This window comes from Streptomyces sp. NBC_00433 (genome assembly GCA_036015235.1).
In the GTDB taxonomy this organism is placed as follows: domain Bacteria; phylum Actinomycetota; class Actinomycetes; order Streptomycetales; family Streptomycetaceae; genus Actinacidiphila.
Genome location: CP107926.1, coordinates 3,028,473 through 3,051,432, shown reverse-complemented (window position 1 = coordinate 3,051,432; position 22,960 = coordinate 3,028,473). Strand labels below are relative to the sequence as shown.

The 22,960-nt window shown below is 70.7% G+C and carries 24 protein-coding genes; 21 read left to right on the top strand and 3 right to left on the bottom strand.

Annotated features, from left to right (window positions below):
• The first annotated feature begins 1 nt into the window (after window position 1).
• The 17 genes from OG900_12580 (at window position 2) to OG900_12500 (ending at window position 15,142) form a co-directional block, all read left to right on the top strand.
• On the top strand, window positions 2–1,123 hold the full coding sequence (locus OG900_12580) for an LCP family protein (GenBank protein WUH90849.1): 1,122 nt from the start codon (window positions 2–4) through the stop codon (window positions 1,121–1,123).
• Window positions 1,124–1,291: 168 nt separating this feature from the next.
• Window positions 1,292–1,516, top strand: a complete 225-nt coding sequence (gene rpmE, locus OG900_12575; protein ID WUH90848.1) for a 50S ribosomal protein L31 — start codon at window positions 1,292–1,294, stop codon at window positions 1,514–1,516.
• 104 nt (window positions 1,517–1,620) lie between these two features.
• On the top strand, window positions 1,621–2,715 hold the full coding sequence (prfA, locus tag OG900_12570; GenBank protein ID WUH95731.1) for a peptide chain release factor 1: 1,095 nt from the start codon (window positions 1,621–1,623) through the stop codon (window positions 2,713–2,715).
• A gap of 11 nt (window positions 2,716–2,726) precedes the next feature.
• On the top strand, window positions 2,727–3,572 hold the full coding sequence (gene prmC / locus OG900_12565) for a peptide chain release factor N(5)-glutamine methyltransferase (GenBank protein ID WUH90847.1): 846 nt from the start codon (window positions 2,727–2,729) through the stop codon (window positions 3,570–3,572).
• A 61-nt stretch (window positions 3,573–3,633) separates the two neighbouring features.
• Window positions 3,634–4,281, top strand: a complete 648-nt coding sequence (locus OG900_12560; GenBank protein ID WUH90846.1) for an L-threonylcarbamoyladenylate synthase — start codon at window positions 3,634–3,636, stop codon at window positions 4,279–4,281.
• Window positions 4,282–4,301: 20 nt separating this feature from the next.
• Window positions 4,302–4,952, top strand: a complete 651-nt coding sequence (locus OG900_12555) for a protein-tyrosine-phosphatase (GenBank protein WUH95730.1) — start codon at window positions 4,302–4,304, stop codon at window positions 4,950–4,952.
• 160 nt (window positions 4,953–5,112) lie between these two features.
• On the top strand, window positions 5,113–6,444 hold the full coding sequence (locus OG900_12550) for an undecaprenyl/decaprenyl-phosphate alpha-N-acetylglucosaminyl 1-phosphate transferase (protein WUH90845.1): 1,332 nt from the start codon (window positions 5,113–5,115) through the stop codon (window positions 6,442–6,444).
• 243 nt (window positions 6,445–6,687) lie between these two features.
• On the top strand, window positions 6,688–7,104 hold the full coding sequence (locus OG900_12545) for a hypothetical protein (protein ID WUH90844.1): 417 nt from the start codon (window positions 6,688–6,690) through the stop codon (window positions 7,102–7,104).
• 298 nt (window positions 7,105–7,402) lie between these two features.
• A complete protein-coding gene (atpB, locus tag OG900_12540; protein WUH90843.1) occupies window positions 7,403–8,209 on the top strand; it encodes a F0F1 ATP synthase subunit A in 807 nt (268 codons plus the stop codon).
• A 109-nt stretch (window positions 8,210–8,318) separates the two neighbouring features.
• A complete protein-coding gene (atpE, locus tag OG900_12535; GenBank protein WUH90842.1) occupies window positions 8,319–8,564 on the top strand; it encodes an ATP synthase F0 subunit C in 246 nt (81 codons plus the stop codon).
• Window positions 8,565–8,606: 42 nt separating this feature from the next.
• Window positions 8,607–9,176 (top strand): F0F1 ATP synthase subunit B, encoded by a 570-nt coding sequence (locus OG900_12530; protein WUH90841.1) that lies wholly within the window; start codon window positions 8,607–8,609, stop codon window positions 9,174–9,176.
• Window positions 9,173–9,988, top strand: a complete 816-nt coding sequence (locus OG900_12525; protein ID WUH90840.1) for a F0F1 ATP synthase subunit delta — start codon at window positions 9,173–9,175, stop codon at window positions 9,986–9,988. Before OG900_12530 ends, OG900_12525 begins: the two co-directional genes overlap by 4 nt.
• A gap of 110 nt (window positions 9,989–10,098) precedes the next feature.
• Window positions 10,099–11,670, top strand: coding sequence for a F0F1 ATP synthase subunit alpha (gene atpA, locus OG900_12520; protein ID WUH90839.1), 1,572 nt, complete (start codon window positions 10,099–10,101; stop codon window positions 11,668–11,670).
• A 4-nt stretch (window positions 11,671–11,674) separates the two neighbouring features.
• A complete protein-coding gene (locus OG900_12515; GenBank protein ID WUH90838.1) occupies window positions 11,675–12,598 on the top strand; it encodes a F0F1 ATP synthase subunit gamma in 924 nt (307 codons plus the stop codon).
• Window positions 12,599–12,603: 5 nt separating this feature from the next.
• Entirely contained in the window at window positions 12,604–14,043 is a 1,440-nt protein-coding gene (gene atpD, locus OG900_12510; protein ID WUH90837.1) for a F0F1 ATP synthase subunit beta, read from the top strand.
• Window positions 14,044–14,154: 111 nt separating this feature from the next.
• Complete coding sequence (locus OG900_12505; GenBank protein WUH90836.1) at window positions 14,155–14,529, top strand: F0F1 ATP synthase subunit epsilon; 375 nt, start codon at window positions 14,155–14,157, stop codon at window positions 14,527–14,529.
• A gap of 166 nt (window positions 14,530–14,695) precedes the next feature.
• Window positions 14,696–15,142 (top strand): DUF2550 domain-containing protein, encoded by a 447-nt coding sequence (locus tag OG900_12500; protein WUH90835.1) that lies wholly within the window; start codon window positions 14,696–14,698, stop codon window positions 15,140–15,142.
• A 24-nt stretch (window positions 15,143–15,166) separates the two neighbouring features.
• Here the strand turns inward: OG900_12500 and OG900_12495 are convergent, their stop codons facing one another.
• Complete coding sequence (locus OG900_12495; GenBank protein ID WUH90834.1) at window positions 15,167–15,739, bottom strand: cob(I)yrinic acid a,c-diamide adenosyltransferase; 573 nt, start codon at window positions 15,737–15,739, stop codon at window positions 15,167–15,169.
• 135 nt (window positions 15,740–15,874) lie between these two features.
• Between OG900_12495 and OG900_12490 the strand changes: the two genes are divergently transcribed.
• From OG900_12490 to OG900_12480, 3 genes are all read left to right on the top strand, one after another.
• On the top strand, window positions 15,875–16,723 hold the full coding sequence (locus OG900_12490) for a 3-hydroxyacyl-CoA dehydrogenase family protein (protein WUH90833.1): 849 nt from the start codon (window positions 15,875–15,877) through the stop codon (window positions 16,721–16,723).
• Window positions 16,724–16,855: 132 nt separating this feature from the next.
• Window positions 16,856–17,155, top strand: coding sequence for an STAS domain-containing protein (locus OG900_12485; GenBank protein WUH90832.1), 300 nt, complete (start codon window positions 16,856–16,858; stop codon window positions 17,153–17,155).
• Between the two features lie 176 nt (window positions 17,156–17,331).
• Entirely contained in the window at window positions 17,332–20,079 is a 2,748-nt protein-coding gene (locus tag OG900_12480; GenBank protein WUH90831.1) for an ATP-binding protein, read from the top strand.
• A gap of 79 nt (window positions 20,080–20,158) precedes the next feature.
• Here OG900_12480 and OG900_12475 read toward each other — a convergent pair whose 3' ends face one another.
• Together OG900_12475 and nucS are read right to left on the bottom strand one after the other, a co-directional pair.
• On the bottom strand, window positions 20,159–21,193 hold the full coding sequence (locus tag OG900_12475; protein ID WUH95729.1) for a glycoside hydrolase family 11 protein: 1,035 nt from the start codon (window positions 21,191–21,193) through the stop codon (window positions 20,159–20,161).
• Between the two features lie 412 nt (window positions 21,194–21,605).
• On the bottom strand, window positions 21,606–22,268 hold the full coding sequence (gene nucS, locus OG900_12470; protein WUH90830.1) for an endonuclease NucS: 663 nt from the start codon (window positions 22,266–22,268) through the stop codon (window positions 21,606–21,608).
• A gap of 245 nt (window positions 22,269–22,513) precedes the next feature.
• Between nucS and OG900_12465 the strand changes: the two genes are divergently transcribed.
• Entirely contained in the window at window positions 22,514–22,906 is a 393-nt protein-coding gene (locus OG900_12465; GenBank protein ID WUH90829.1) for an SCO5389 family protein, read from the top strand.
• Window positions 22,907–22,960 lie beyond the last annotated feature (54 nt).

Genomic DNA, 22,960 nt, shown 5'->3' with positions numbered 1-22,960 from the left:
AATGTCCGGCACAGGCGACACCCAGCCGCCGCCCGGCGCCACCGCCCTCAAGGGGCCCCGGCGCCGGCGCCGGGGCCTGCGGATCACCGCGTGGGTGGCGGCGGGAGTGGTGCTGGCGGGGGCGGGCGGCGCCGGCTACGTCTACTTCCGGCTCAACGGCAACATCCACAGCGTCGACATCGACTCGGCGCTCGGCCGCGACCGCCCGGTCAAGCTCGGCAACGGCTCGATGGACATCCTGGTGCTCGGCTCGGACTCCCGCTCGGGGGCGAACCGCGGCTACGGCCACGACAGCGGCACCGCCCGCTCGGACACCGCGATGATCGTGCACCTGGCCAAGGGCCACAAGCGCGCCAGCGTGGTCAGCATCCCCCGGGACACCCTGATCGACCGCCCCGCCTGCGCCAAGCCCGGCGGCGGCACCGCGCCCGCGGCCCGGCAGGCGATGTTCAACAGCGCCTACGAGGTCGGAGGGCCCGCCTGCGCGGTCAAGACGGTGGAGAAGCTCTCCGGGCTGCGGATGGACCACTACGTCGAGGTCGACTTCACCGGCTTCAAGGACCTGGTCAACGCGCTCGGCGGGGTCCCGCTGACCACCACGGCGGCCATCGCCGACCCCAAGAGCCACCTGACGCTGGCGGCCGGCGACCACACCCTGGACGGGGACCAGGCGCTCGGCCTGGTCCGCACCAGGCACGGCGTCGCGGACGGCAGCGACCTGGGACGCATACAGCTCCAGCAGGCGTTCCTGAAGGCGCTCATGGACCGGCTCAGCGGCCTGGGGGTGCTGACCAGCCCCACCAAGCTCTTCTCCGTCGCCGACACCGCGACCAGCGCCGTCACCACCGACACCGGGCTCGGCTCGGTGGGCAGGCTGATGGGCCTGGCCCAGAGCGTCAGGAACCTCAAGTCCGGCCGCATCCACATGGTCACCCTGCCGGTGCGCTACGACCCCGCGAACCGCAACCGGGTGCAGCCCATCGACGCCAAGGCCGCGATGGTGTGGTCCGCGCTGCGCGCCGACAAGGCCGTCCCCGCCGCCGCCGTCCAGGGCTCCGCGGCCGACAGGGTCGACGCGGGCAAGGTCGTCGGCCCGTCGGCCCCCGCGGGAAGGAAGCCCTGACAGGCCGCTGACCTGTGGGAACCCCATATCGTACCGCGGGGGAATTATCCCGGTCCCGACCTGGTTTTGGGAGATGCGGCCAGTGCTGGCAGACTGGTCCGCCGGCCCCGGTTCACGTGACGCAAACCCGCGGAGCGACCCGGCGCCCTCCCGAACCTAGGAGCACCCTTGAAGCGCGAGATCCACCCCGAGTACGTCGAGACCCAGGTCACCTGCACCTGTGGCGCCTCGTTCACCACCCGCAGCACCGAGACGAGCGGCCAGATCCGCGCCGAAGTGTGCTCCGAGTGCCACCCGTTCTACACGGGCAAGCAGAAGATCCTCGACACCGGTGGCCGTGTGGCCCGCTTCGAGGCCCGCTTCGGCAAGGCCGCCGGGTCCGCGAAGAAGTAGCGACCCGAAAGCGCCGGTTCCCGGTCGCCCACCCCAGGGCGACCGGACCGGCGCTTTGTCGTCCCACCTACTCCTTCCAGACTCCTTCCAGCTAGGGATTGATGATGTTCGAGGCGGTCGAGGAACTGATCGGCGAGCATGCCGACCTCGAGAAGCAGCTTGCCGACCCCGCGGTGCACGCCGACCAGGCGAACGCCCGCAGGCTCAACAAGCGGTACGCGGAGCTGACCCCCATCGTCAGCACCTACCGGGCGTGGCGGCAGACCGGCGACGACATCGAGACCGCGCGCGAACTCGGCGCCGACGACCCGGACTTCGCCGCCGAGGTCAAGGAGCTTGACAAGGAGCGCGACGAGCTCACCGAGCGGCTGCGGCTGCTGCTGGTGCCGCGCGACCCCAGCGACGACAAGGACGTGATCCTTGAGGTCAAGGCGGGGGAGGGCGGCGAGGAGTCGGCGCTCTTCGCCGGCGACCTGCTGCGGATGTACCTGCGCTACGCCGAGCGCGTCGGCTGGAAGACCGAGATCCTGGACGCCAACGAGTCCGACCTCGGCGGCTACAAGGACGTCCAGGTCGCCGTGAAGGCCCCTCCGTCCCGCGGCGGACAGACCACGAACGCAGGCCAGGGCGTCTGGGCCAGGCTCAAGTACGAGGGCGGCGTCCACCGGGTGCAGCGGGTGCCCGCGACCGAGTCCCAGGGGCGTATCCACACCTCCGCGGCCGGCGTGCTGGTCACCCCCGAGGCCGAGGACGTCGAGGTCGAGATCGGCCCGAACGACCTGCGGATCGACGTCTACCGCTCGTCGGGCCCCGGCGGCCAGTCCGTCAACACCACCGACTCCGCGGTCCGCATCACCCACCTGCCCTCCGGCCTGGTCGTCTCCTGCCAGAACGAGAAGAGCCAGCTGCAGAACAAGGAGTCGGCGATGCGCATCCTGCGCTCCCGGCTGCTGGCCGCGGCGCAGGAGGAGGCCGAGCGCGAGGCGTCCGACGCCCGCCGCAGCCAGGTGCGCACCGTCGACCGCTCCGAGCGCATCCGCACCTACAACTTCCCGGAGAACCGCATCTCCGACCACCGCGTCGGCTTCAAGGCCTACAACCTCGACCAGGTCCTGGACGGCGAGCTCGACCCGATGATCCAGGCCTGCGTGGACGCTGACTCCGCCGCCAAGCTGGCCGCGGCCGGCGACGCGGGCTGAGGGGGCGGACGGTGAACCTGCTGCTCGCCGAGGTGGCGCAGGCCGCCCAGCGGCTCGCCGACGCCGGGGTGCCGTCGCCGCGCTTCGACGCCGAGGAGCTGGCCGCGTACATCCACGGCGTCAAACGCGGTGAGCTGCACAGCGTCGCCGACAGCGAGTTCGACGCCCGCTACTGGGAGGCCATCGCCCGCCGCGAGGCCCGCGAACCGCTCCAGCACATCACCGGCCGGGCCTTCTTCCGCTACCTCGAACTGCGGGTCGGGCCCGGGGTGTTCGTGCCCCGCCCGGAGACCGAGTCGGTCGTCGGCTGGGCGATAGACGCGGTCAGGGCCATGGACGTCGCGGAACCGCTGATCGTCGACCTGTGCACCGGCTCGGGCGCCATCGCCCTCGCGCTGGCCCAGGAGGTGCCGCGCTCCCGCGTGCACGCCGTGGAGCTGTCGGAGGACGCGCTCGACTACGCCCGCGCCAACGTCGAGGGCAGCAAGGTCGACCTGTGCCAGGGCAACGCGCTGACCGCCTTCCCCGAACTGAACGGCCAGGTCGACCTGGTCATCTCCAACCCGCCCTACATCCCGCTCACCGAGTGGGAGCATGTGGCACCCGAGGCACGCGACCACGACCCGGAATTGGCACTCTTCTCCGGCGAGGACGGCCTCGACACCATCCGCGGCATCGAGCGCACCGCGCACCGGCTGCTGCGGCCCGGCGGGGTCGTCGTCATCGAGCACGCCGACTCGCAGGGCGGCCAGGTGCCGTGGATCTTCAAGGAGGACGCGGGCTGGGCGGACGCGGCCGACCACCCCGATCTCAACAACCGCCCGCGCTTCACCTCGGCCCGCAAGGCCCTGCCGTGACCAGGCGGGCCGACCGGGCGCAGGACCCGGCAGCAGCACAGCACCTTTCGGAGGTCATCTCATGGCACGGCGATACGACTGCTCGGATGCGACCGACCGGGCGACCGGCCTGCGCGAGGCCACGTCGGCGATCAAGCGCGGCGAACTCGTCGTACTGCCGACCGACACGGTCTACGGCATCGGCGCCGACGCCTTCGACGCCGATGCCGTAGGCGACCTGCTGGAGGCCAAGGGCCGCGGGCGCAACATGCCCTCGCCGGTCCTCGTCGGCTCGCCCAACACCCTGCACGGCATCGTCACCGACTTCTCCGAGCAGGCCTGGGAGCTGGTCGACGCCTTCTGGCCGGGCGCGCTGACCCTGGTCACCAAGCACCAGCCGTCGCTGTCCTGGGACCTCGGCGACACCCGCGGCACCGTCGCCGTACGCATGCCGCTGCACCCGGTCGCGATCGAACTGCTCACCGCCACAGGGCCGATGGCCGTCTCCAGCGCCAACCTCACCGGCATGCCCTCGCCGCAGGACTGCGACGCCGCCCAGGGCATGCTCGGCGACTCCGTGGCGGTCTACCTGGACGGCGGGCCCACCCCGGCCGCCGTCCCGTCCTCCATCGTCGACGTCACCGGCAAGGTGCCGGTGCTGCTGCGGGCCGGTGCCATCAGCGCCGAGGAGCTGCGCAAGGTCGTACCCGACTTGGAGGAGCGCAATTGACCACGCCCGACGGGCGCGGCATACGGGGGCACACGCAGTACGTCCAGCGCGTCGTCCCGGGGGACACCGGTGACGTCTTCCGTATCCTCCACGTCTGCACCGGCAACGTCTGCCGCTCGCCGATGGCCGAGCGGCTGACCAGGCACGGCCTGGCCCGGCGGCTCGGCGGCGGCGCGGCGGGCATGCTGGTGGAGTCGGCGGGCACCTGGGGCCACGAGGGCGCCCCGATGGAGGCGCACGCCGCCGCGGTGCTCGCCGAATACGGCGCCGACCCCTCCGGCTTCACCGGCAGGGAACTGCTGGACGACCACGTCATCGACGCCGACCTGGTGCTCACCGCGACCCGCGACCACCGCGCCCAGGTCATCTCGATGGGCCACGCGGCGGGCCTGCGGACCTTCACGCTCAAGGAGTTCACCCGGCTGGTGCGGGCCATAGACACCACGACCCTGCCCGAGGGCAGCGTCACCGAGCGGGCCAGGGCGCTGGTCCGCGCCGCCGCCGCGCTGCGCGGCTGGCTGCTGGCCCCCAGCCCGGACGCCGACGAGGTCGGCGACCCGTACGGCGCCCCCATCTCGTACTTCCGCAGCATCGGTGAGGAGATCCACACCGCGCTCGACCCGATGGTGACCGCGCTGACCGGTGTCGGCGCCACCGTCCGGCCGTCCTGAAAGCGCGCGCGGGGCGGGTGCAACCGGCACCGGCTGCCTGTGAGTCTCACCAGGTGTTCGCCGACCCGGCCCGCCCACCACTAGGGTGTGACGCTGTGAGGTACCACCCCCGGACGTGTGCGCAGCACCGCTACGCCCCCGAAACTGTCGGAGGCGGCTCGTGCGCGAGTATCTGCTGACCCTTTTCGTCGCCGCAGCGGTCACGTACCTGCTGACCGGGCCGGTGCGGAAGTTCGCCATCGCCGCCGGCGCCATGCCGCCCATCAGGGCCCGTGACGTGCACCGCGAGCCCACCCCGCGGCTCGGCGGCATCGCCATGTTCGGCGGCCTGTGCGCGGGCCTGCTGGTCGCCGCGCACCTGTCGAACATCGGCGACGTCTTCGCGCTGTCCAACGAGCCGCGCGCGCTGCTGTCGGGGGCCGGGCTGATCTGGCTGCTCGGCGTGCTCGACGACAAGTGGGGCGTGGACGCCCTGATCAAGCTCGGCGTGCAGATGATCGCGGCCGGCGTGATGGTGCTGCAGGGCCTCACCATCCTGTGGCTGCCGGTGCCCGGCATCGGCCCGGTCGCGCTGACCCCGGTCCAGTCGACGCTGCTCACCGTCGCCCTGGTGGTGATCACCATCAACGCGGTGAACTTCGTGGACGGCCTGGACGGCCTCGCGGCCGGCATGGTGTGCATCGCGTCGGTCGCCTTCTTCATGTACGCCTACCGCATGTGGTACGGCTACGGCGTCGAGGCGGCCGCGCCCGCGACGCTCTTCAGCGCGATCCTGATCGGGATGTGCCTGGGCTTCCTGCCGCACAACATCCACCCGGCGCGGATCTTCATGGGCGACTCGGGCTCGATGCTGATCGGCCTGGTGCTCTCCTCCTGCGCGATCTCCATCACCGGGCAGGTCGACCCCGACGCGATCACCTCCTTCACCGGATCGACCCGGCAGACCGTGCACTTCATGGTGCCCGTCTACATGCCGCTGCTGCTGCCGCTGACGATGATCGCCATCCCGGCCGCCGACCTGGTCCTCGCGGTCGTCCGCAGGACCTGGAAGGGCCAGTCGCCCTTCGCCGCCGACCGCGGCCACCTGCACCACCGGCTGCTGGAGATCGGGCACTCGCACAGCCGCGCGGTGCTGATCATGTACTTCTGGTGCGCGCTGTTCGCCTTCGCCGCGGTGGCCTTCTCGGTCAACTCCTCCAGCCTGTGGATCGTGCTGGTGATCGTCGCGCTCAGCGCGGTCGGCCTGGTCGTCCTGCTGCTGCCGCGCTTCAAGCCGGCCGCCCCCGACTGGGCGGAGTCCGTGGTCCCGCCGCGCTACCGGCGCCGCCGCCGGCGGCTGGCCGCGGGAGCGGCCGCGGCGGAGCGGGAGATGCGCTCGCCCGACCGCCCGGCGCTGAACGGCTCGACGGCGATCGGTGACCGTTCGCAACTGCCCGATCGCAGGTCGGAGCGGCGATCGGACCGCCGCAGCCCGGTCGACACCCGCAACTGAGCCGCGAACTCCCGGGACATCCGAGGAAAAACGGACGGCGTGTCGTGAGCATAGTCCTGTGACAGGCAGCACACGTCCATGGTAAAGACCGCATCAAATACTTTGTGATACCGTTCACGAAAGCAGGGAAGGCGCCGATAGACCGGAAGAGCGGTCTACCGGCGTGAGGCACACCCTCCGTCCCTGACTACGCTCGTCTCCGACGACATCCGCTTGCCCCAACTCCCGCCGGAGGAGCCGACCATGCAGCAGAACGACGCCCGCATCCTCAAGGGGGCCGCGCTTGTCGCCGCACCCGTAGGAGTTGTCGCCACCGTCCTCAGCGCCGTACTCGCAGGCGAAAAAGGCCTCGTCGGCGGACTGGTGGCGGTCGCGGTGGTCGCGGTGTTCTTCGCCTTCGGCTCCTGGGTCCTGATGACCATGACCGAGGACCGGCCGCAGATCGCCATGGCCGCCGGGATGCTGGTCTACGCCGTGCAGATCCTCATGATCGGCGTCTTCGTCGTCGTCTTCAAGGACACCACACTCTTCAGCGGCCGCGCCTTCGGCCTGACCCTGCTGGCGACCGCGCTGTCGTGGGTCGGCGGCCAGGTCAAGCAGAGCCTCACCTCGCGGATGCTGTACGTCGACCCGGTCCCCTCCGTACCCCCGGCCGAATGATGCGGGATGCCAAGGGGCGGGTAAAGAGGCTGCAATTCCATCTGCTATCGTCCGGAAACGCATCTGGACGTGGAGGCCCCTCACGCTTGAGGAAGGTGCTGCCCCCGCGCCCATCGGTGTATTCGGATCCAGGGCCGCGGACGCGGCACGGAGTCCGGGTGCCCGGTCTTCGATGCGGGCTCCCAGCGGACCGTGGTGACTTCGCCACGTCTCGTCCGCCGTGCCGACCAGCGGCCTCACCAGCCGCGCTGACACACAAGGTTGCCGTTTCTTATGCGTCACGACGAAGGAGTCACGGGTGAGTGCCCACACGCTGCTCGCTGAGGCTGGATGCCACATCCAGCACGACTGCGCATTCCCCGCTCCGGGCCTCAACTCGTTCGACTTCAAGCCGATCTTCAGCATCGGCAGCTTCGACTTCACCAAGCCGATGCTGCTGGCGATCATCTGCATGGTGCTGGTGGTGGGCTTCTTCTGGGCGGCGTTCAACAAGCCCAAGCTGGTCCCCGGCAAGATGCAGCTGATCGGTGAGATCGGCTACACGTTCGTGGCCCGCAGCATCGCCCGCGAGGTGATCGGCAAGAAGGGCGACAAGTACGTCCCCTTCCTCGCGTCGATCTTCTTCTTCGTGTGGTTCATGAACATCATGTCGATCATCCCGGTCGCGCAGTTCCCGCCGATGTCGCGGTTCGCGTTCCCGGTCGGCCTGGCCGCGCTGGTGTTCATCACGTACATGTACCTGACGTTCAAGACGCACGGCTTCCGCGGCGGCGTCAAGAACCTGGTGTGGATCGACGGCCTCCCCAAGCCGCTGGTGCCGCTGATCGTGCTGCTGGAGTTCATCCAGAACGTGATCACCCGGCCCTTCACCCTCGCGGTGCGGCTCTGGGCGAACATGTTCGCCGGCCACATGCTCATCGTGATGTTCAGCGTCGCGACCTGGTATCTGCTGACGCCCTCCCTCTTCGCGGCGGTGTCCGGCGGATCGTTCGCGCTGGCCATCTTCATGACCGCCTTCGAGCTGCTGATCCAGTTCCTGCAGGCGTACATCTTCACGCTGCTCGCCTCGATCTACATCAGCGGCGCGCTCGAAGAGGGTCACTGACCGCCGGCCCCCGGGCCGGCGGCGACGACCTGAACCCACGCACCACCCCACCACCAGACTTCCGCTGGGAAGCCCCCCAACGGACCGCATCACAAAGGAAGACAGGGAAATGTCTGCCGAGTTCGTCAACCTCGCCGCCGCCACCACCGCCGGCCGCCTTGGCGCGGTCGCCTACGGCCTCGCCGCCATCGGCCCCGGCGTGGGCATCGGTCTGGTCTTCGGCCACTCGATCGAGGCCATGGCCCGCCAGCCCGAGGCCATGCCGATCATCCGCACCAACATGTTCCTCGGCTTCGCGCTCTGCGAGGTCCTCGCGCTCCTCGGCCTGGTCGTCCCCTTCATCTTCCAGAAGTGACCTGGACCCCCGACCAGTAGCCACTCGACGAAAGGTTCAGACATGATGGCCTTCCTTGCGGAGGAGGGGGCGCAGAACCCGCTCATCCCCGACACCGCGGAACTGGTTATCGGCCTGCTCTGCTTCTTCATCGTCTTCGGCATCCTCGGTAAGAAGCTCCTGCCGAACATCCAGAAGACCCTCGCGGAGCGCCACGACGCGATCGAGGGTGGCCTGGAGCGCGCGGAGAAGGCGCAGACCGAAGCCAACCGCACGCTTGACGAGTACAAGGCACAGCTCGCCGAGGCCCGCCACGAGGCGGCCCGGATCACCGAGCAGGCCCGTGAGCAGGGTGCCGTGATCATCGCGGAGATGCGCGAGGAGGGCCAGCGCCAGCGGGACGCCATCGTCGCCGCGGGCCACGCCCAGATCGAGGCGGACCGCCGGCAGGTCACCGTCACGCTGCGCCAGGAGGTCGGCAGGATCGCCACCGACCTCGCGGGCAAGCTGGTCGGCGAGTCCCTTGAGGACAGCGCCCGGCAGAGCCGCACCATCGACCGCTTCCTCGACAGCCTCGACGGCTCCGCGGACGCCGGCGCCGGCAACGGGGCGGGCGCCGGGGCGGCCCGATGAACGGCGCGAGCCGCGACGCTCTGGCCGCCGCCAGGGAACGGCTGGACGCGCTGACCGACAACGCGTCGGTGAACGCGACCGTGCTGGCCGACGAGCTGGCCGCGGTGACCGCGCTGCTGCACGGCGAGTCGGCGCTGCGCCGCGCCCTGACCGACCCGGCGCAGTCCGGTGAGGCCAAGGCCGCGCTCGCACAGCGGCTGCTGGGCGGCCAGCTCGGTGCGGACAGCATCGACCTGGTCAGCGGGATGGTACGGGCCCGCTGGTCGCGGTCCCGCGACCTGGTGGACGCGCTGGAGCAGCTGGCGGACACCGCCGACCTCACCGCCGCGCAGCAGGACGGCACGCTCGACGAGGTCGAGGACGAGCTGTTCCGCTTCGGCCGGATCGCCGCCGGCAGCAGCGACCTGCGGGCCGCGCTGAGCGGCCGGGCCGGGGACGGCGCAGGCAAGACCGCGCTGCTGCACACGCTGCTCGGCGGCCGCGCCAAACCGGTCACGGAACGGCTGGTCACCCGGCTGGTCACCGCGCCGCGAGGACGTAGCCTTGAGGGCGGGATCGAATCCCTGTCCAAGCTGGCCGCGGCCCGCCGCGGCCGGACGGTCGCAGAGGTGGTCTCGGCGACTCCGCTGAGCGAGGCGCAGAAGCGTCGGCTCGGGGACGCCCTGGCCAGGATCTACGGCCGGCCGGTGCATCTGAACCTGGACGTGGACCCGTCGGTCCTCGGCGGGGTCCGGGTGCGGATCGGTGACGAGGTCATCAACGGCTCGATCGCGGACCGCCTCGACGAGGCGTCCCGCAGGATGGCCGGCTGACGGCTCCGCCGACGGCACACAGCAGCACCAAAGACAAGCACTGACGGCCCGCGTTGGGCCGACGCCCCCAAAGAAGACTTCGGGCCCAACAAGGAGAGCAGGGAACCCAGATGGCGGAGCTCACGATCCGGCCGGAGGAGATCCGGGACGCGCTGGAGACGTTTGTCCAGTCGTACCAGCCGGACGCGGCCTCGCGCGAGGAGGTCGGGACGGTCAGCGTTGCCGGAGACGGCATCGCGAAGGTCGAGGGCCTGCCCTCGGCGATGGCGAACGAACTGCTGCGGTTCGAGGACGGCACCCTCGGTCTCGCGCTGAACCTGGAAGAGCGCGAGATCGGCGCGATCGTCCTGGGCGAGTTCAACGGCATCGAAGAGGGCCAGCCGGTGCACCGCACCGGTGAGGTGCTCTCGGTGGCGGTCGGCGAGGGCTACCTGGGCCGGGTCGTCGACCCGCTCGGCACCCCGATCGACGGCCTCGGCGAGATCGAGACCGACGCCCGCCGCGCGCTGGAACTGCAGGCCCCCACGGTCATGCAGCGCAAGTCGGTGCACGAGCCGATGCAGACCGGCCTGAAGGCCGTCGACGCGATGACCCCGATCGGCCGCGGCCAGCGCCAGCTGATCATCGGCGACCGCCAGACCGGCAAGTCCGCACTGGCGATCGACACGATCATCAACCAGCGCGACAACTGGCGCAGCGGCGACCCGAAGAAGCAGGTCCGCTGCATCTACGTCGCCATCGGCCAGAAGGGCTCCACCATCGCCGGCGTGCGCGCCGCGCTGGAGGAGGCCGGCGCGCTGGAGTACACGACCATCGTCGCCGCCCCGGCGTCCGACCCGGCCGGCTTCAAGTACCTGGCCCCCTACACCGGCTCGGCCATCGGCCAGCACTGGATGTACCAGGGCAAGCACGTCCTGATCGTCTTCGACGACCTGAGCAAGCAGGCCGACGCCTACCGCGCCGTCTCGCTGCTGCTGCGCCGCCCGCCGGGCCGCGAGGCCTACCCCGGCGACGTCTTCTACCTGCACTCCCGCCTGCTGGAGCGCTGCGCCAAGCTCTCCGACGACCTCGGCGCCGGCTCCATGACCGGCCTGCCGATCGTGGAGACCAAGGCCAACGACGTCTCGGCGTTCATCCCGACCAACGTCATCTCCATCACCGACGGCCAGTGCTTCTTGGAGTCCGACCTCTTCAACGCCGGCCAGCGCCCCGCGCTGAACGTCGGTATCTCGGTCTCCCGGGTCGGCGGCTCCGCGCAGATCAAGGCCATGAAGAGCGTCGCCGGCCGGCTGCGCGTGGACCTCGCCCAGTTCCGCGAGCTGGAGGCCTTCGCGGCCTTCGGCTCCGACCTGGACGCGGCCTCCAAGGCGCAGCTGGAGCGCGGCCAGCGCATGGTCGAACTGCTCAAGCAGGGCCAGTACGCGCCGTTCGCGATCGAGGACCAGGTCGTCTCCATCTGGGCCGGCACCACCGGCCAGCTGGACGACGTACCCGTCGAGGACGTCCGCCGCTTCGAGCGCGAGCTGCTCGACTACCTGCACCGCGAGAACAAGGCGCTGCTCACCGGCATCGTCGAGACCGGCAAGCTGGAGGAGGGCACGATCGACGCCCTCACCTCCGCGGTCGCGGCCTTCAAGAAGCAGTTCGAGACGTCCTCGGGCGCGCTGCTGGTCGAGGGCTGATCGCATGGGCGCACAGATTCGGGTTTACAAGCGCCGGATCAAGACCGTCTCCGCCACGAAGAAGATCACCAAGGCGATGGAGATGATCGCCGCCTCGCGCATCGTCAAGGCGCAGCGCCAGGTGGCGGCCTCGTCCCCGTACGCCGACGAACTGACCCGTGCGGTCACGGCGGTGGCGACCGGATCCAACACCAAGCACCCGCTGACCACCGAGGCCGAGAACCCGACCCGCGCCGCGGTCCTGCTCATCACGAGCGACCGCGGCCTGGCCGGCGGCTACTCGTCCAACGCGATCAAGGCGGCCGACCGGCTCACCGAGCGGCTGCGCGCGGAGGGCAAGGAGGTCGACAGCTACATCGTCGGCCGCAAGGGCCTGGCCTACTACGGCTTCCGCGAGCGCACGGTCGCGCAGTCCTGGACCGGCTTCTCGGACAGCCCGAAGTATTCCGACGCCAAGGCGGTGGCCACACCGCTGATCGAGTCGGTGCTCGCGGAGTCGGCCGAGGGCGGGGTGGACGAGCTGCACATCGTCTTCACCGAGTTCGTGTCGATGATGACGCAGAGCCCGGTCGACCGGCGGCTGCTGCCGCTGGCGATCTCGGACAAGTCGGCGGAAGGCGAAGGGGACTCCAAGCAGCCCCAGGCCAAGCCGCTGTACGAGTTCGAGCCGTCCGCGGAGGGCGTGCTGGACGCGCTGCTGCCGCGGTACGTCGAGAGCCGCATCTACAACGCCATGCTGCAGGCCGCCGCCTCCGAGCACGCGGCCCGCCGCCGGGCGATGAAGTCGGCGACCGACAACGCGGAAGATCTGATCAAGTCGCTCACGCGGCTTGCCAACGCGGCCCGACAGGCCGACATCACCCAGGAAATCAGCGAGATCGTCGGCGGTGCCAGCGCCCTGGCCGACGCGAACGCGGGGAGTGACTGACCACTATGACCACCACTGTTGAAACCACCGCCACCGGCCGGGTGGCGCGGGTCATCGGCCCGGTCGTCGACGTGGAGTTCCCCGTCGACGCCATGCCGGAGATCTACAACGCGCTCAAGGTCGACGTCGCCGACCCGACCCAGGCCGGCGCCACCAAGACGCTGACCCTGGAGGTCGCGCAGCACCTCGGCGACGGCCTGGTCCGCGCCATCTCGATGCAGCCCACCGACGGCCTGGTCCGCCAGTCCCCGGTCACCAACACCGGCGACGGCATCACCGTGCCCGTCGGCGACGTCACCAAGGGCCGCGTCTTCAACACCCTCGGCGCGATCCTGAACGAGCCGGAGGCCGAGTCCGAGGTCACCGAGCGCTGGCCGATCCACCGCAAGGCCCCGGCCTTCGACCAGCTCGAGTCCAAGACCGAGATGTTCGAGACCGGCCTGAAGGTCGTCGACCTGCTGACCCCGTACGTCAAGGGCGGCAAGATCGGCCTGTTCGGCGGCGCGGGCGTCGGCAAGACCGTCCTCATCCAGGAAATGATCATGCGTGTGGCCAAGCTGCACGAGGGCGTTTCCGTCTTCGCCGGCGTCGGCGAGCGCACCCGTGAGGGCAACGACCTCATCGCGGAGATGGCCGAGTCCGGTGTCCTCCCGCAGACCGCGCTGGTCTTCGGCCAGATGGACGAGCCGCCGGGCACCCGGCTGCGGGTCGCGCTGGCCGGCCTGACCATGGCGGAGTACTTCCGCGATGTGCAGAACCAGGACGTGCTGTTCTTCATCGACAACATCTTCCGGTTCACCCAGGCGGGCTCCGAGGTCTCCACGCTGCTCGGCCGTATGCCCTCCGCGGTGGGCTACCAGCCGAACCTGGCCGACGAGATGGGCCAGCTGCAGGAGCGGATCACCTCGACCCGCGGTCACTCGATCACCTCGATGCAGGCGATCTACGTCCCCGCGGACGACCTGACCGACCCGGCGCCGGCCACCACCTTCGCCCACCTCGACGCGACGACCGTGCTCTCGCGGCCGATCTCGGAGAAGGGCATCTACCCCGCGGTGGACCCGCTGGACTCCACGTCCCGCATCCTGGACCCGCGCTACATCGCGCAGGACCACTACGACTGCGCCATGCGCGTCAAGGGCATCCTGCAGAAGTACAAGGACCTCCAGGACATCATCTCCATCCTCGGCATCGACGAGCTGGGCGAAGAGGACAAGCTCACCGTCTTCCGCGCCCGCCGCATCGAGCGCTTCCTGTCGCAGAACACCCACGCGGCGAAGCAGTTCACCGGTGTGGACGGTTCCGACGTGTCGCTGGACGAGTCGGTGGCGGCCTTCAACGCCATCGCGGACGGCGACTACGACCACTTCCCGGAGCAGGCCTTCTTCATGTGCGGTGGCCTGGACGACCTCAAGGCGAACGCCGCCAAGCTCGGCGTCAACTGACCCGTGGCCGTCGCGTGAGGGGGGCAGGCGGTCTCTGCCCCCCTCACGCAGCCCCTATTCTTTGTCTTACGCACCTCCCTCACCCGGTGGGTGCCGACCCGAGGAGCCGTCTTGGCCGAAATTCACGTCGAGGTGGTGGCCGCGGACCGCAGCATCTGGTCCGGGGAGGCCGCCATGGTCATCGCCCGCACCATGTCCGGTGACATCGGCATCATGCCGTCGCACGAGCCGGTGCTCGGTGTGCTGCAGTCGGGCCCGGTGACGGTCCGCACCAGCGAGGGCGGCACCGTGGTCGTCGCCGTGCACGGCGGCTTCCTCTCCTTCGCGGACAACAAGCTCTCGATTCTCGCCGAGATCGCCGAGCTGGCCGAGGAGATCGACGTCGCACGGGCCGAGCGGGCGCTGGAGCGCTCGAAGTCCGAGGCCGACGCGGCGGCCGAGCGCCGCGCGGAGGTCCGGCTCGCCGCCGCGGCGGGCGCGCACTGAACCACCACCGGCGGAGCGCCGTCCATGACGGCGCCTCCGCTGGAGCAGGACAACGGTGCCGCGGGCTGCCCTCAGGGGCGGTCCGCGGCTCCGGCACAGCAAGGGCAGCACACACAGGGCGCGTGGCGCGGGCGGCGATGAGCCCCAGGAGAGGAGAGCGGTGGACGTGATCCTCTCGGTTGAGGCGGTCGGCGCGGTCGTGGGCGCGATCCTGCTCGCGCTGTTCGTCCTCGGCCTGCGCCGCCGGCTGATCCAGCGCTCGGGCGGCACCTTCGACTGCAGCCTGCGGGTGGCACTGCCCGAGGACGCCGAGCCCACCGGCAAGGGCTGGGTCTACGGGGTGGCCCGCTACAACGGCGACCGCGTCGAGTGGTTCCGGGTCTTCTCCTACGCCTTCCGGCCGCGCCGGGTGCTGGAGCGCCCCTCGATCGAGGTCGAGGGCCGCAGGGAGCCGCGCGGCTCTGAGGAGCTGGCGCTGCTGTCCGACGCGGTCGTGCTGACCTGCGAGCACCGCGGCCAGCGCCTTGAGCTGGCGATGAGCGACGACGCGCTGACCGGTTTCCTCGCCTGGCTGGAGGCGGCCCCGCCCGGCCAGCGGGTCAACGTGGCCTGAGCGGGTCCCGCCGGTCCGCGCGCGTCAGCGGTTCTCGCCCGGCACCCACAGCACGTCCCCGCGTTCCTTGTTCGCGGTCCTGGCCAGGATGAACAGCAGGTCCGAGAGCCGGTTCAGATACGTCGCGGTGAGCGCGTTCATCACCTCGCCGTGCTCGGCGAGCGCCGCCCACGTGGACCGCTCCGCGCGGCGTACGACCGTGCAGGCCTGGTGCAGCAGCGCCGCGCCCGCCGTGCCGCCGGGCAGGATGAAGCTGCGGAGCTTGTCCAGCTCGGCCAGGAAGGTGTCGCAGTCGGCCTCCAGGCGGTCCACGTAGGACTGCTCGACCCGCAGCGGCGGATACTTCGGGTCGGGCACCACGGGCGTGGCCAGATCGGCGCCGACGTCGAAGAGGTCGTTCTGCACGCGGATCAGAACGGCCGTCACATCCTCGGCCAGTCCGCCGAGCGCCAGGGCGGTGCCGATGACCGCGTTCGCCTCGTTGGCGTCGGCGTACGCGGTGATCCGGGAGTCGGTCTTGGACGTGCGGCTCATGTCGCCGAGCGCGGTCGTGCCGTCGTCGCCGGTGCGGGTGTAGATGCGGGTGAGATTGACCATGGGGCCGAGCGTAGGGCCTGCGCGGGCGGCCCGTTGCGACCAAGGACACACGGTGACGCGCCCGACATCATGCTGCGCCGGGCCCCGAACCGGCGCTAGGGTCCGGCCAGATACCCCAACGGAGAGGTGTGTGCCGTGGCGAAGAAGCTCGCCGTCGTAGGAGCCGGACTGATGGGCTCGGGCATCGCGCAGGTGGCGGCCCAGGCCGGCTACGAGGTGGTCCTGCGGGACGTCACCGACGAGGCGCTGGCGCGCGGCACGGACGGCATCAAGGCCTCCTACGACCGCTTCGTCGCCAAGGGCAAGATCGAAGCGGCGGACGCGGCGGCGGCGTTGGCCAGGATCAGCACCACCACGGACCTGGAGGCCGTGGCGGACGCCGACCTGGTGGTCGAGGCGGTCTTCGAGAAGATCGAGGTCAAGCAGGACATCTTCCGCACTCTGGACCGGATCACCGCCCCCGGCACGGTGCTGGCGTCCAACACCTCCGCGATCCCGATCACCAAGATCGCCGCCGCCACCGAGCACCCGGAGAGGGTCGTCGGCACGCACTTCTTCTCGCCGGTGCCGATGATGCAGCTGTGCGAGCTGGTCCGCGGCTACAAGACCAGCGACGACACGCTGGCCCGCGCACGGGAGTTCGCCGAGAGCGTCGGCAAGACCTGTGTCGTCGTCAACCGCGACGTGGCCGGTTTCGTCACCACCCGGCTGATCTCCGCCCTCGTCGTGGAGGCCGTCAAGCTGTACGAGTCGGGCGTCGCCTCCGCCGAGGACATCGACACCGCCTGCAAGCTGGGATTCGGCCACGCGATGGGCCCGCTGGCCACCACCGACCTCACCGGCGTGGACATCCTGCTGCACGCCACCGGCAATATCTACGCGGAATCGCAGGACGAGAAATTCGCCCCGCCGGAGATCATGCGGCGCATGGTGGACGCGGGGGACCTGGGCCGTAAGAGCGGCCAGGGGTTCTACCCGTACTAAGCAACGTCACTCACAGGAGTGAATTCGGTCTCGGTTCGCTCTCAGACGGCAACTTCTCTTTGCGACGGACCGTCAGTTGTGTGAAGACATACGGACGGGTGCCGCAATTCTTCGGGAGCTTCGGGAGCGACTATGCATATCAGGGGCGACCATGCCGAGCTGGTCGTCGGGGGCCGCCTCGACGTCCGCAGCGCGGCGGACGCCCGTTCGGCCCTGCACACCGCGGTCGACTCCGGCCGCGGCGATCTCGTACTCGACCTGACCGAGCTGGACTCGTGGGACGCGACCGGCCTCGGAGTCATCATGGGCGCCCACCGCAGGGCCGGCCGGGCCAACCGCCGGCTGGTGCTGCGCAACGTACCGCCGCAGATGCAGCGGCTGCTCGTGGCGACCAGGTTGCACCGGATCCTCGCGATCGAGGCCGAAAGGTGACGTAAGGGCTGCCCGGCACCCCTGCGCTTCATAGAAACGCCGCGAGCCCTTAGAGTTTGGACTCGGATTGCCCGCAGGCGTGCTACCCCGTACGCCGGACCAGGGGAATCGGGCCGGCCCGGCACGGGCGGCGGCCCGGCCGCGCCCCTGACGTGACGCACATGAGGGCGTAGGACATGGACCAGCACAACGGCGAACCCGGCGAGCGGCCAGGGCAGGACGAGCCCTTCGACGCCTTCGGCGTGAGGAGCGGCGGGGCCGGCGGCGGCGCCGACCGGGGCGCGCTGGTGCCGTACGAGCCGCCGTTCGCGGACCCGCCGGCCGACCCCACCGCCTTCGACGGCCTGCGCCCGGTCGAGCCGTCGCTCTTCGACGCGGCGGCCCCGCTGCCCAAGGCGATACGCCCGGCCCGTGAACCGCTGGAGCTGACCGCGGGCACCGCCACCCCCAGCGGCGGCAGCGCCCGGGTGCGGCGGATCGTCACCCCCGACTACGTGCTGACCGTCAACCCGGTCGACGGCACCGAGGTCGCCGTGTGCCCGCCCGAGGAACGCAGGACCCCGGTGCCGCGCACCCGCGAGGAGCGCACCGCCCACCTCGCGGCCCGCCGCCCCTCCCCGCCGCCGGGACCGCCCGCCCCCGAACTGCCGCTGCTGGAGCGCGACGAGGAGCGCGAGCGGCTGATCCGGCTGCTGGCCCGCGGCCGGTCGGTACGCGTCACGGGGCCGTCCGGCGCCGGGCGTACCGCGCTGCTGGAATCCGTCGCCAACGCCTGCGCCGACGTCGCACCCGACGGTGTGCTGTGGCTGTCCGGCTACCGCCGCACCGTCGGCGACGTCCTGCACGCCCTCTACAGCACCGTCTACACCGGCGACGACTACCGGCCCAGCCGGGCCGAACTGCCCGGACTGTTGCGCGAGACCGGCGCCGTCGTCGTGGTGGACGACCTCGAATTCGGCGGCGCCGCCCTGGAGGAGCTGCTCGCCGCGGCCCCCGAATGCGCCTTCCTGCTGGCCGCGACCCCCGAGGTCGCCGCGCCCCCCGCCGAGTCCCTGGTCGAGGAGGTCTTCCTCGCCGGCCTCAGCCGGGTCGCCTGCGTCGACCTGCTCACGCTGGCCGCCGGGCGGGTACTCGAAGAGGACGAGACCGCCTGGGCGGCCGACCTGTGGTTCGAGTCCGAGGGCCTGCCGCTGCGCTTCGTCCAGGCCGGCGCCCTGCTGCGGCAGCGCGATGTGCTGCGCTTCCCGCCCGAGCCCGACTGGGACGACTCGGTGTGGGAGAACGGCACCCCGGCCCTGCCCGCCGCCCCCTCGCTGCCCGGCGACCTGATACCCGACCTGACCGGCTTCGACGACCCCGCGGTGCCCGACCCCGCGGCGCCGCTGGAGATACCGCCGGTCGCACCGCCCGCCCCCCGGGTGCCCACCGCCGACGTGCCGCTGCCGTCGCTCGCGGAGAGCGCCGCCCCGGCCGACCTGCTCGCCTCCCGGCTCAGCGAGGCCGCCCGCGAAGCCCTCGCCTTCGCCGTGGCCCTCGACGGCGAATGCCCGCACCCCTCGCACCTGCCCGCACTCGTCGGCGACACCCACGGAGACGCGGCCCTCGGCGAGATGACCGCGGTGGGCCTGGCCGTCCCGGTCGCCGCCCACTACCGGCTCGCCGCCGGCGTCACCCAGCAGCTCGCCGCCGCCCTCACCGCCGAGGGCGAGCTGAGCGAGGTCCAGGCGCACACCGCCGCCCTGCACTACGCCTGGTGGACCGGCCACCCCTCGGTCACCGCGGCCCGCGCCGCCGCCGAGTCCGAGGCGATCATCGCCGCGATGTCCGCCTGCCGCGACAACGGCAACCCGACCGCCGCGGTCCTGCTGGCCCGCACGGTGGCCCCCGTCTTCGCCGCCGCCCTGCACTGGGGCGCCTGGGAGCGCGCGCTGCGGATCGGCCAGGAAGCCGCGCGGCTGTCCGGCGAGGTCGCGGAAGAGGCCTACTTCCACCACGAGTTGGGTGTGCTGGCCCTCTGCAACGGCACGATGGACCGGGCCAGGGCCGAACTCGAGGCCTCGATCGCGCTGCGCGGCGCCCTCGCCGACCGGCAGGGCACCGTCGTCGGCCGCCGTACGCTGGCGCTGGTCGACGACGTGGAGCCCGCGGCCCCGCTCGAACTCCTCCCGGCCGCCCTCACCGACACCGGGCAGCCCACCGTCGTGACGCCGCCGCCGGCCGTCATCCACCACCGGGCCCCGTCCCACGCGGCGCCCTCGCCGGGCCCGAAGCGGCTCGCCGTGGCCGGCAACCGGCGCAACATGGTCGCGGTGGGCACCGGCGTCCTGCTGGCCGCGGTCCTCGGCACGATCGTCACCCTGGGCGCGACCGCCGGCGGCGACAAGTCCGACCAGAACAACCAGGTCAAGCCGCTGGAGTCGGCCCAGGAGGAAGCCCCGGACGACTCCGGCACGACGGCCCCCGCGACCACCGCCCCGACGTCGACACCGTCGTCCGCGACGACATCGCCCTCCGCGACCGTGTCGACGAGGGCGCCGTCCACGACGACGGGCGGAACGACAGGGGGCACGTCGGGGGGTACGTCCTCGACGCCGCCGCCGTCCGGCCCGCCGCACCACTCCACCGGCGGCGGCTCGTCGTCCGGTGGCGGCGGCGGTTCCACCGGCGGTGGCGGCACGTCGGGCGGTACGTCCGGCAGCACGATCGGCGGAACAAGCAGCGGCAGCACCGGTGGCTCGACCACTGCACCGCCTCCTACGTCGCCGACGCCGGATCCGACGACCACGACGCCGACGTCGGATCCGACGACCACCGACCCGACCAGCGGCCAGTCCCAGTCCGTGCCGGCGCTGCCCTCCGGCATCGACCAGTCGGCGTCCTCGCCGACCTCCACCGACAGCGGAGCGCCGACCACGGCGCCGTAGTCGGTCGGCACCGTGGTCGGCGGGGAAGCGGCGCGGCGGTCGGGACCGCCGCGCCGGTGGTGCGGGATCGTACCCGGGATCAGCTCGCCTGGCAGGAGAAGGACGGCCAGGTCGTACGCCCGTTCTTCTGTATCGTCAGACCCCAGTTGTTGCCGCTGCCGTTGGAATGGGCGACGAGCTGGTACTGGCTGGGATAGTTGGCGCTGATGTTCCAGGTCGACATGACGACCTCGGGGGAGGGCAGGTTCACGGTCACGGTCCAGTTGCTGGCGCCGGAGACCGAGACGTTGAGGTTGTACCGGTCGCTCCAACTGTCGCCCGCGGTCACGTTCGCGGTGCAACTCCCGCCGCCGCCACCGGTGGTGCCGCCGTTGGTGGTGCTGCCCGTGGTACCGCCGTTGGTGGTACCGCCGTTGGTGGTGCCGCCGTTGCTCCCGCCGCTGCTGCTGCCGACGGTGATGTTGGAGCTGCCGGAGGATCCGTAGCCCTCGGTGGCCAGGATCTGGTAGTTCGGGGTGCCGAGGTTCAGGCCCGCCTGTGCCCACGCGTTGAAGAAGTTGGACACGGTGATGGTGCCGCCGGTGCGCTTGGCCTGGCGGACGGCCCAGTACTGGTAGAACGTCGCCGTGCCCTGGATGGACGGCTGGTTGACGCGCTGCGTCCGGTACAGGTCGTACGTGCTGCCGTCGCTGGAGACCGAGCCCAGCCGGGAGGAGCCGGAACTGGGGTTGTAGTTCCCGTAGTTGTCGACGATGTAGTACTCGATGAGCGGGTTGGTGGTCCAGCCGTACAGCGACAGGTAGCAGTTGCCGTTGCAGTTCCAGGAGCCCGAGTAGGTCACGGGCGCGGTGTTGCCCGGGTTCCAGCCCTTGCCGGCCACGAAGTTGGTCACGTTGTTCCACTGGGTGCTGTACTGGCCGCCGGAGCCCATGGTCATGGAGGCCTGGCCGCTGTTCTGGCTCCAGAACGAGTAGAAGTACCCGTTGTTGGTGCCGGTGCTGTTCGACGTGACGGTCGTGTCGGCGCTCGCGGTGCCCGGCAGTATCAGGGCTGCCGTGCCTACCAGCGCGAGGGTGATGAAGCTGCTGATGAGCAGCCGGAAGCGGCTGAGCATCTGGAAGCGCCCGCCGCTGCGGCTCTTCGGCTGGGTGGGGGGATTGGTCATGTGCGTGCTTCCTCCTGGTGAAGGCGATGGACGCTATCGACGGCGACAGTGTTGAACCGGTCCGACGGACTGTCAACACTTTCGGCGAGAATTACGAAAGCGTCGTTCGGCGGCGGCGCGCACGAAGAAGCATGATGCCTGGTCAGCGGCAGTTCCCGATCGGGCGATGGCATCGAGTGCCGTCGGGAGTGCGATCTAAGATCCATATCCCGAGCCCGGAGAAACGAAAGTTTCGAAAATCTTCCCGGATCTTGCAGACGCCACGAGGACACGCCAGAGTGGCTGACGCCGGGTCAACACGGCTGGACGCGCGTCGGCGCAGAGGGCCCCTGAGAGGGGAACGTGGAAGGTGGAGCCGGGCTCAGAACAGCCGGAGCTTGTCGTCCTCGATGCCGCGCATCGCGTCGTAGTCGAGCACGACGCAGCCGATGCCGCGGTCGGTGGCGAGGACGCGGGCCTGGGGCTTGATCTCCTGGGCCGCGAAGATGCCCTTGACCGGCGCCAGATGGGGGTCGCGGTTGAGGAGTTCGAGGTAGCGGGTGAGCTGCTCCACACCGTCGATGTCGCCGCGGCGCTTCAGCTCGACGGCGACCGTGGCGCCCGCGGCGTCGCGGCAGAGGATGTCCACCGGGCCGATCGCGGTGGGGTATTCGCGGCGGATCAGGGTCCAGCCCTCGCCGAGCACCTCCATGTGGTCCGCGAGCAGTTCCTGGAGGTGCGCCTCGACGCCGTCCTTGATCAGGCCCGGGTCGACGCCGAGTTCGTGGGAGGAGTCGTGCAGGACCTCCTCCAGGGTGATGATCAGCTGCTCGCCGGCCTTGTTGACGACCGTCCAGACGCCGTCCTCGCCCTCCTTGAGGGTGCAGGGGGGCGACATCCAGTTCAGCGGCTTGTAGGCACGGTCGTCGGCGTGCACCGACAGGCTGCCGTCGGCCTTGATCAGCAGCAGCCGGGTGGCGGACGGGAGGTGGGCGGACAGCCGGCCCGCGTAGTCGACGGAGCAGCGGGCGATCACGAGGCGCATGGTGGGCCACGCTACTCGACGGGCGCCGCCCTCCGCGATTCGGCCCCGGGGCCCGAGGACGGTACGAGTTCGGCCGGCTACGGCCCGCCGTCGAAGAATGGCCGGTTGTGCGTGCCACCTGCTGGTGCGGGCGGCCTTCCAACCCTACGGTTGAAAACCGGTGGCCGAGGTGCGGGGGACGCAGCGGCCGCCGGGTCCCGTCCGTACGACCCCGTGCGCCCACGGGGTCACCGAGAGGAGTACCCATGTCGCTCGACGTCTCTCCGGCCCTCCTCGAACAGGCCGAGCGAGGCGAGGTCGACGAGCAGGAATTCGTCGACTGCGTCAGGACGTCCCTCCCTTACGCGTGGGAGATGATCAGCTCATTGGTGGCACAACTCAAGGTCGATGGGGGGAACTTCGCGGACAACCAGGTGCCGCCGCCGAGTGAGAAGGAACGCGGCCAGCTGCTCCGCGCGCTGGCGAGCGACGCCATACGCGGGGCGATGCAGCGGCACTTCGGGGTGCGGCTGGCTTTCCAGAACTGCCACCGGGTGGCGGTCTTCCCGCTCGACCCGGCGGTCGGCGAGAGCTACGACAAGTTCACCTCGGTCAGGTCGCAGGTGCTCAACCAGTCGCCGGAATTCCGGGACTGCTGACCGGCCGGCCCGTGCCGCACGCGCGGGAGCCGTAGTCGATCACCGGCGGCCTGC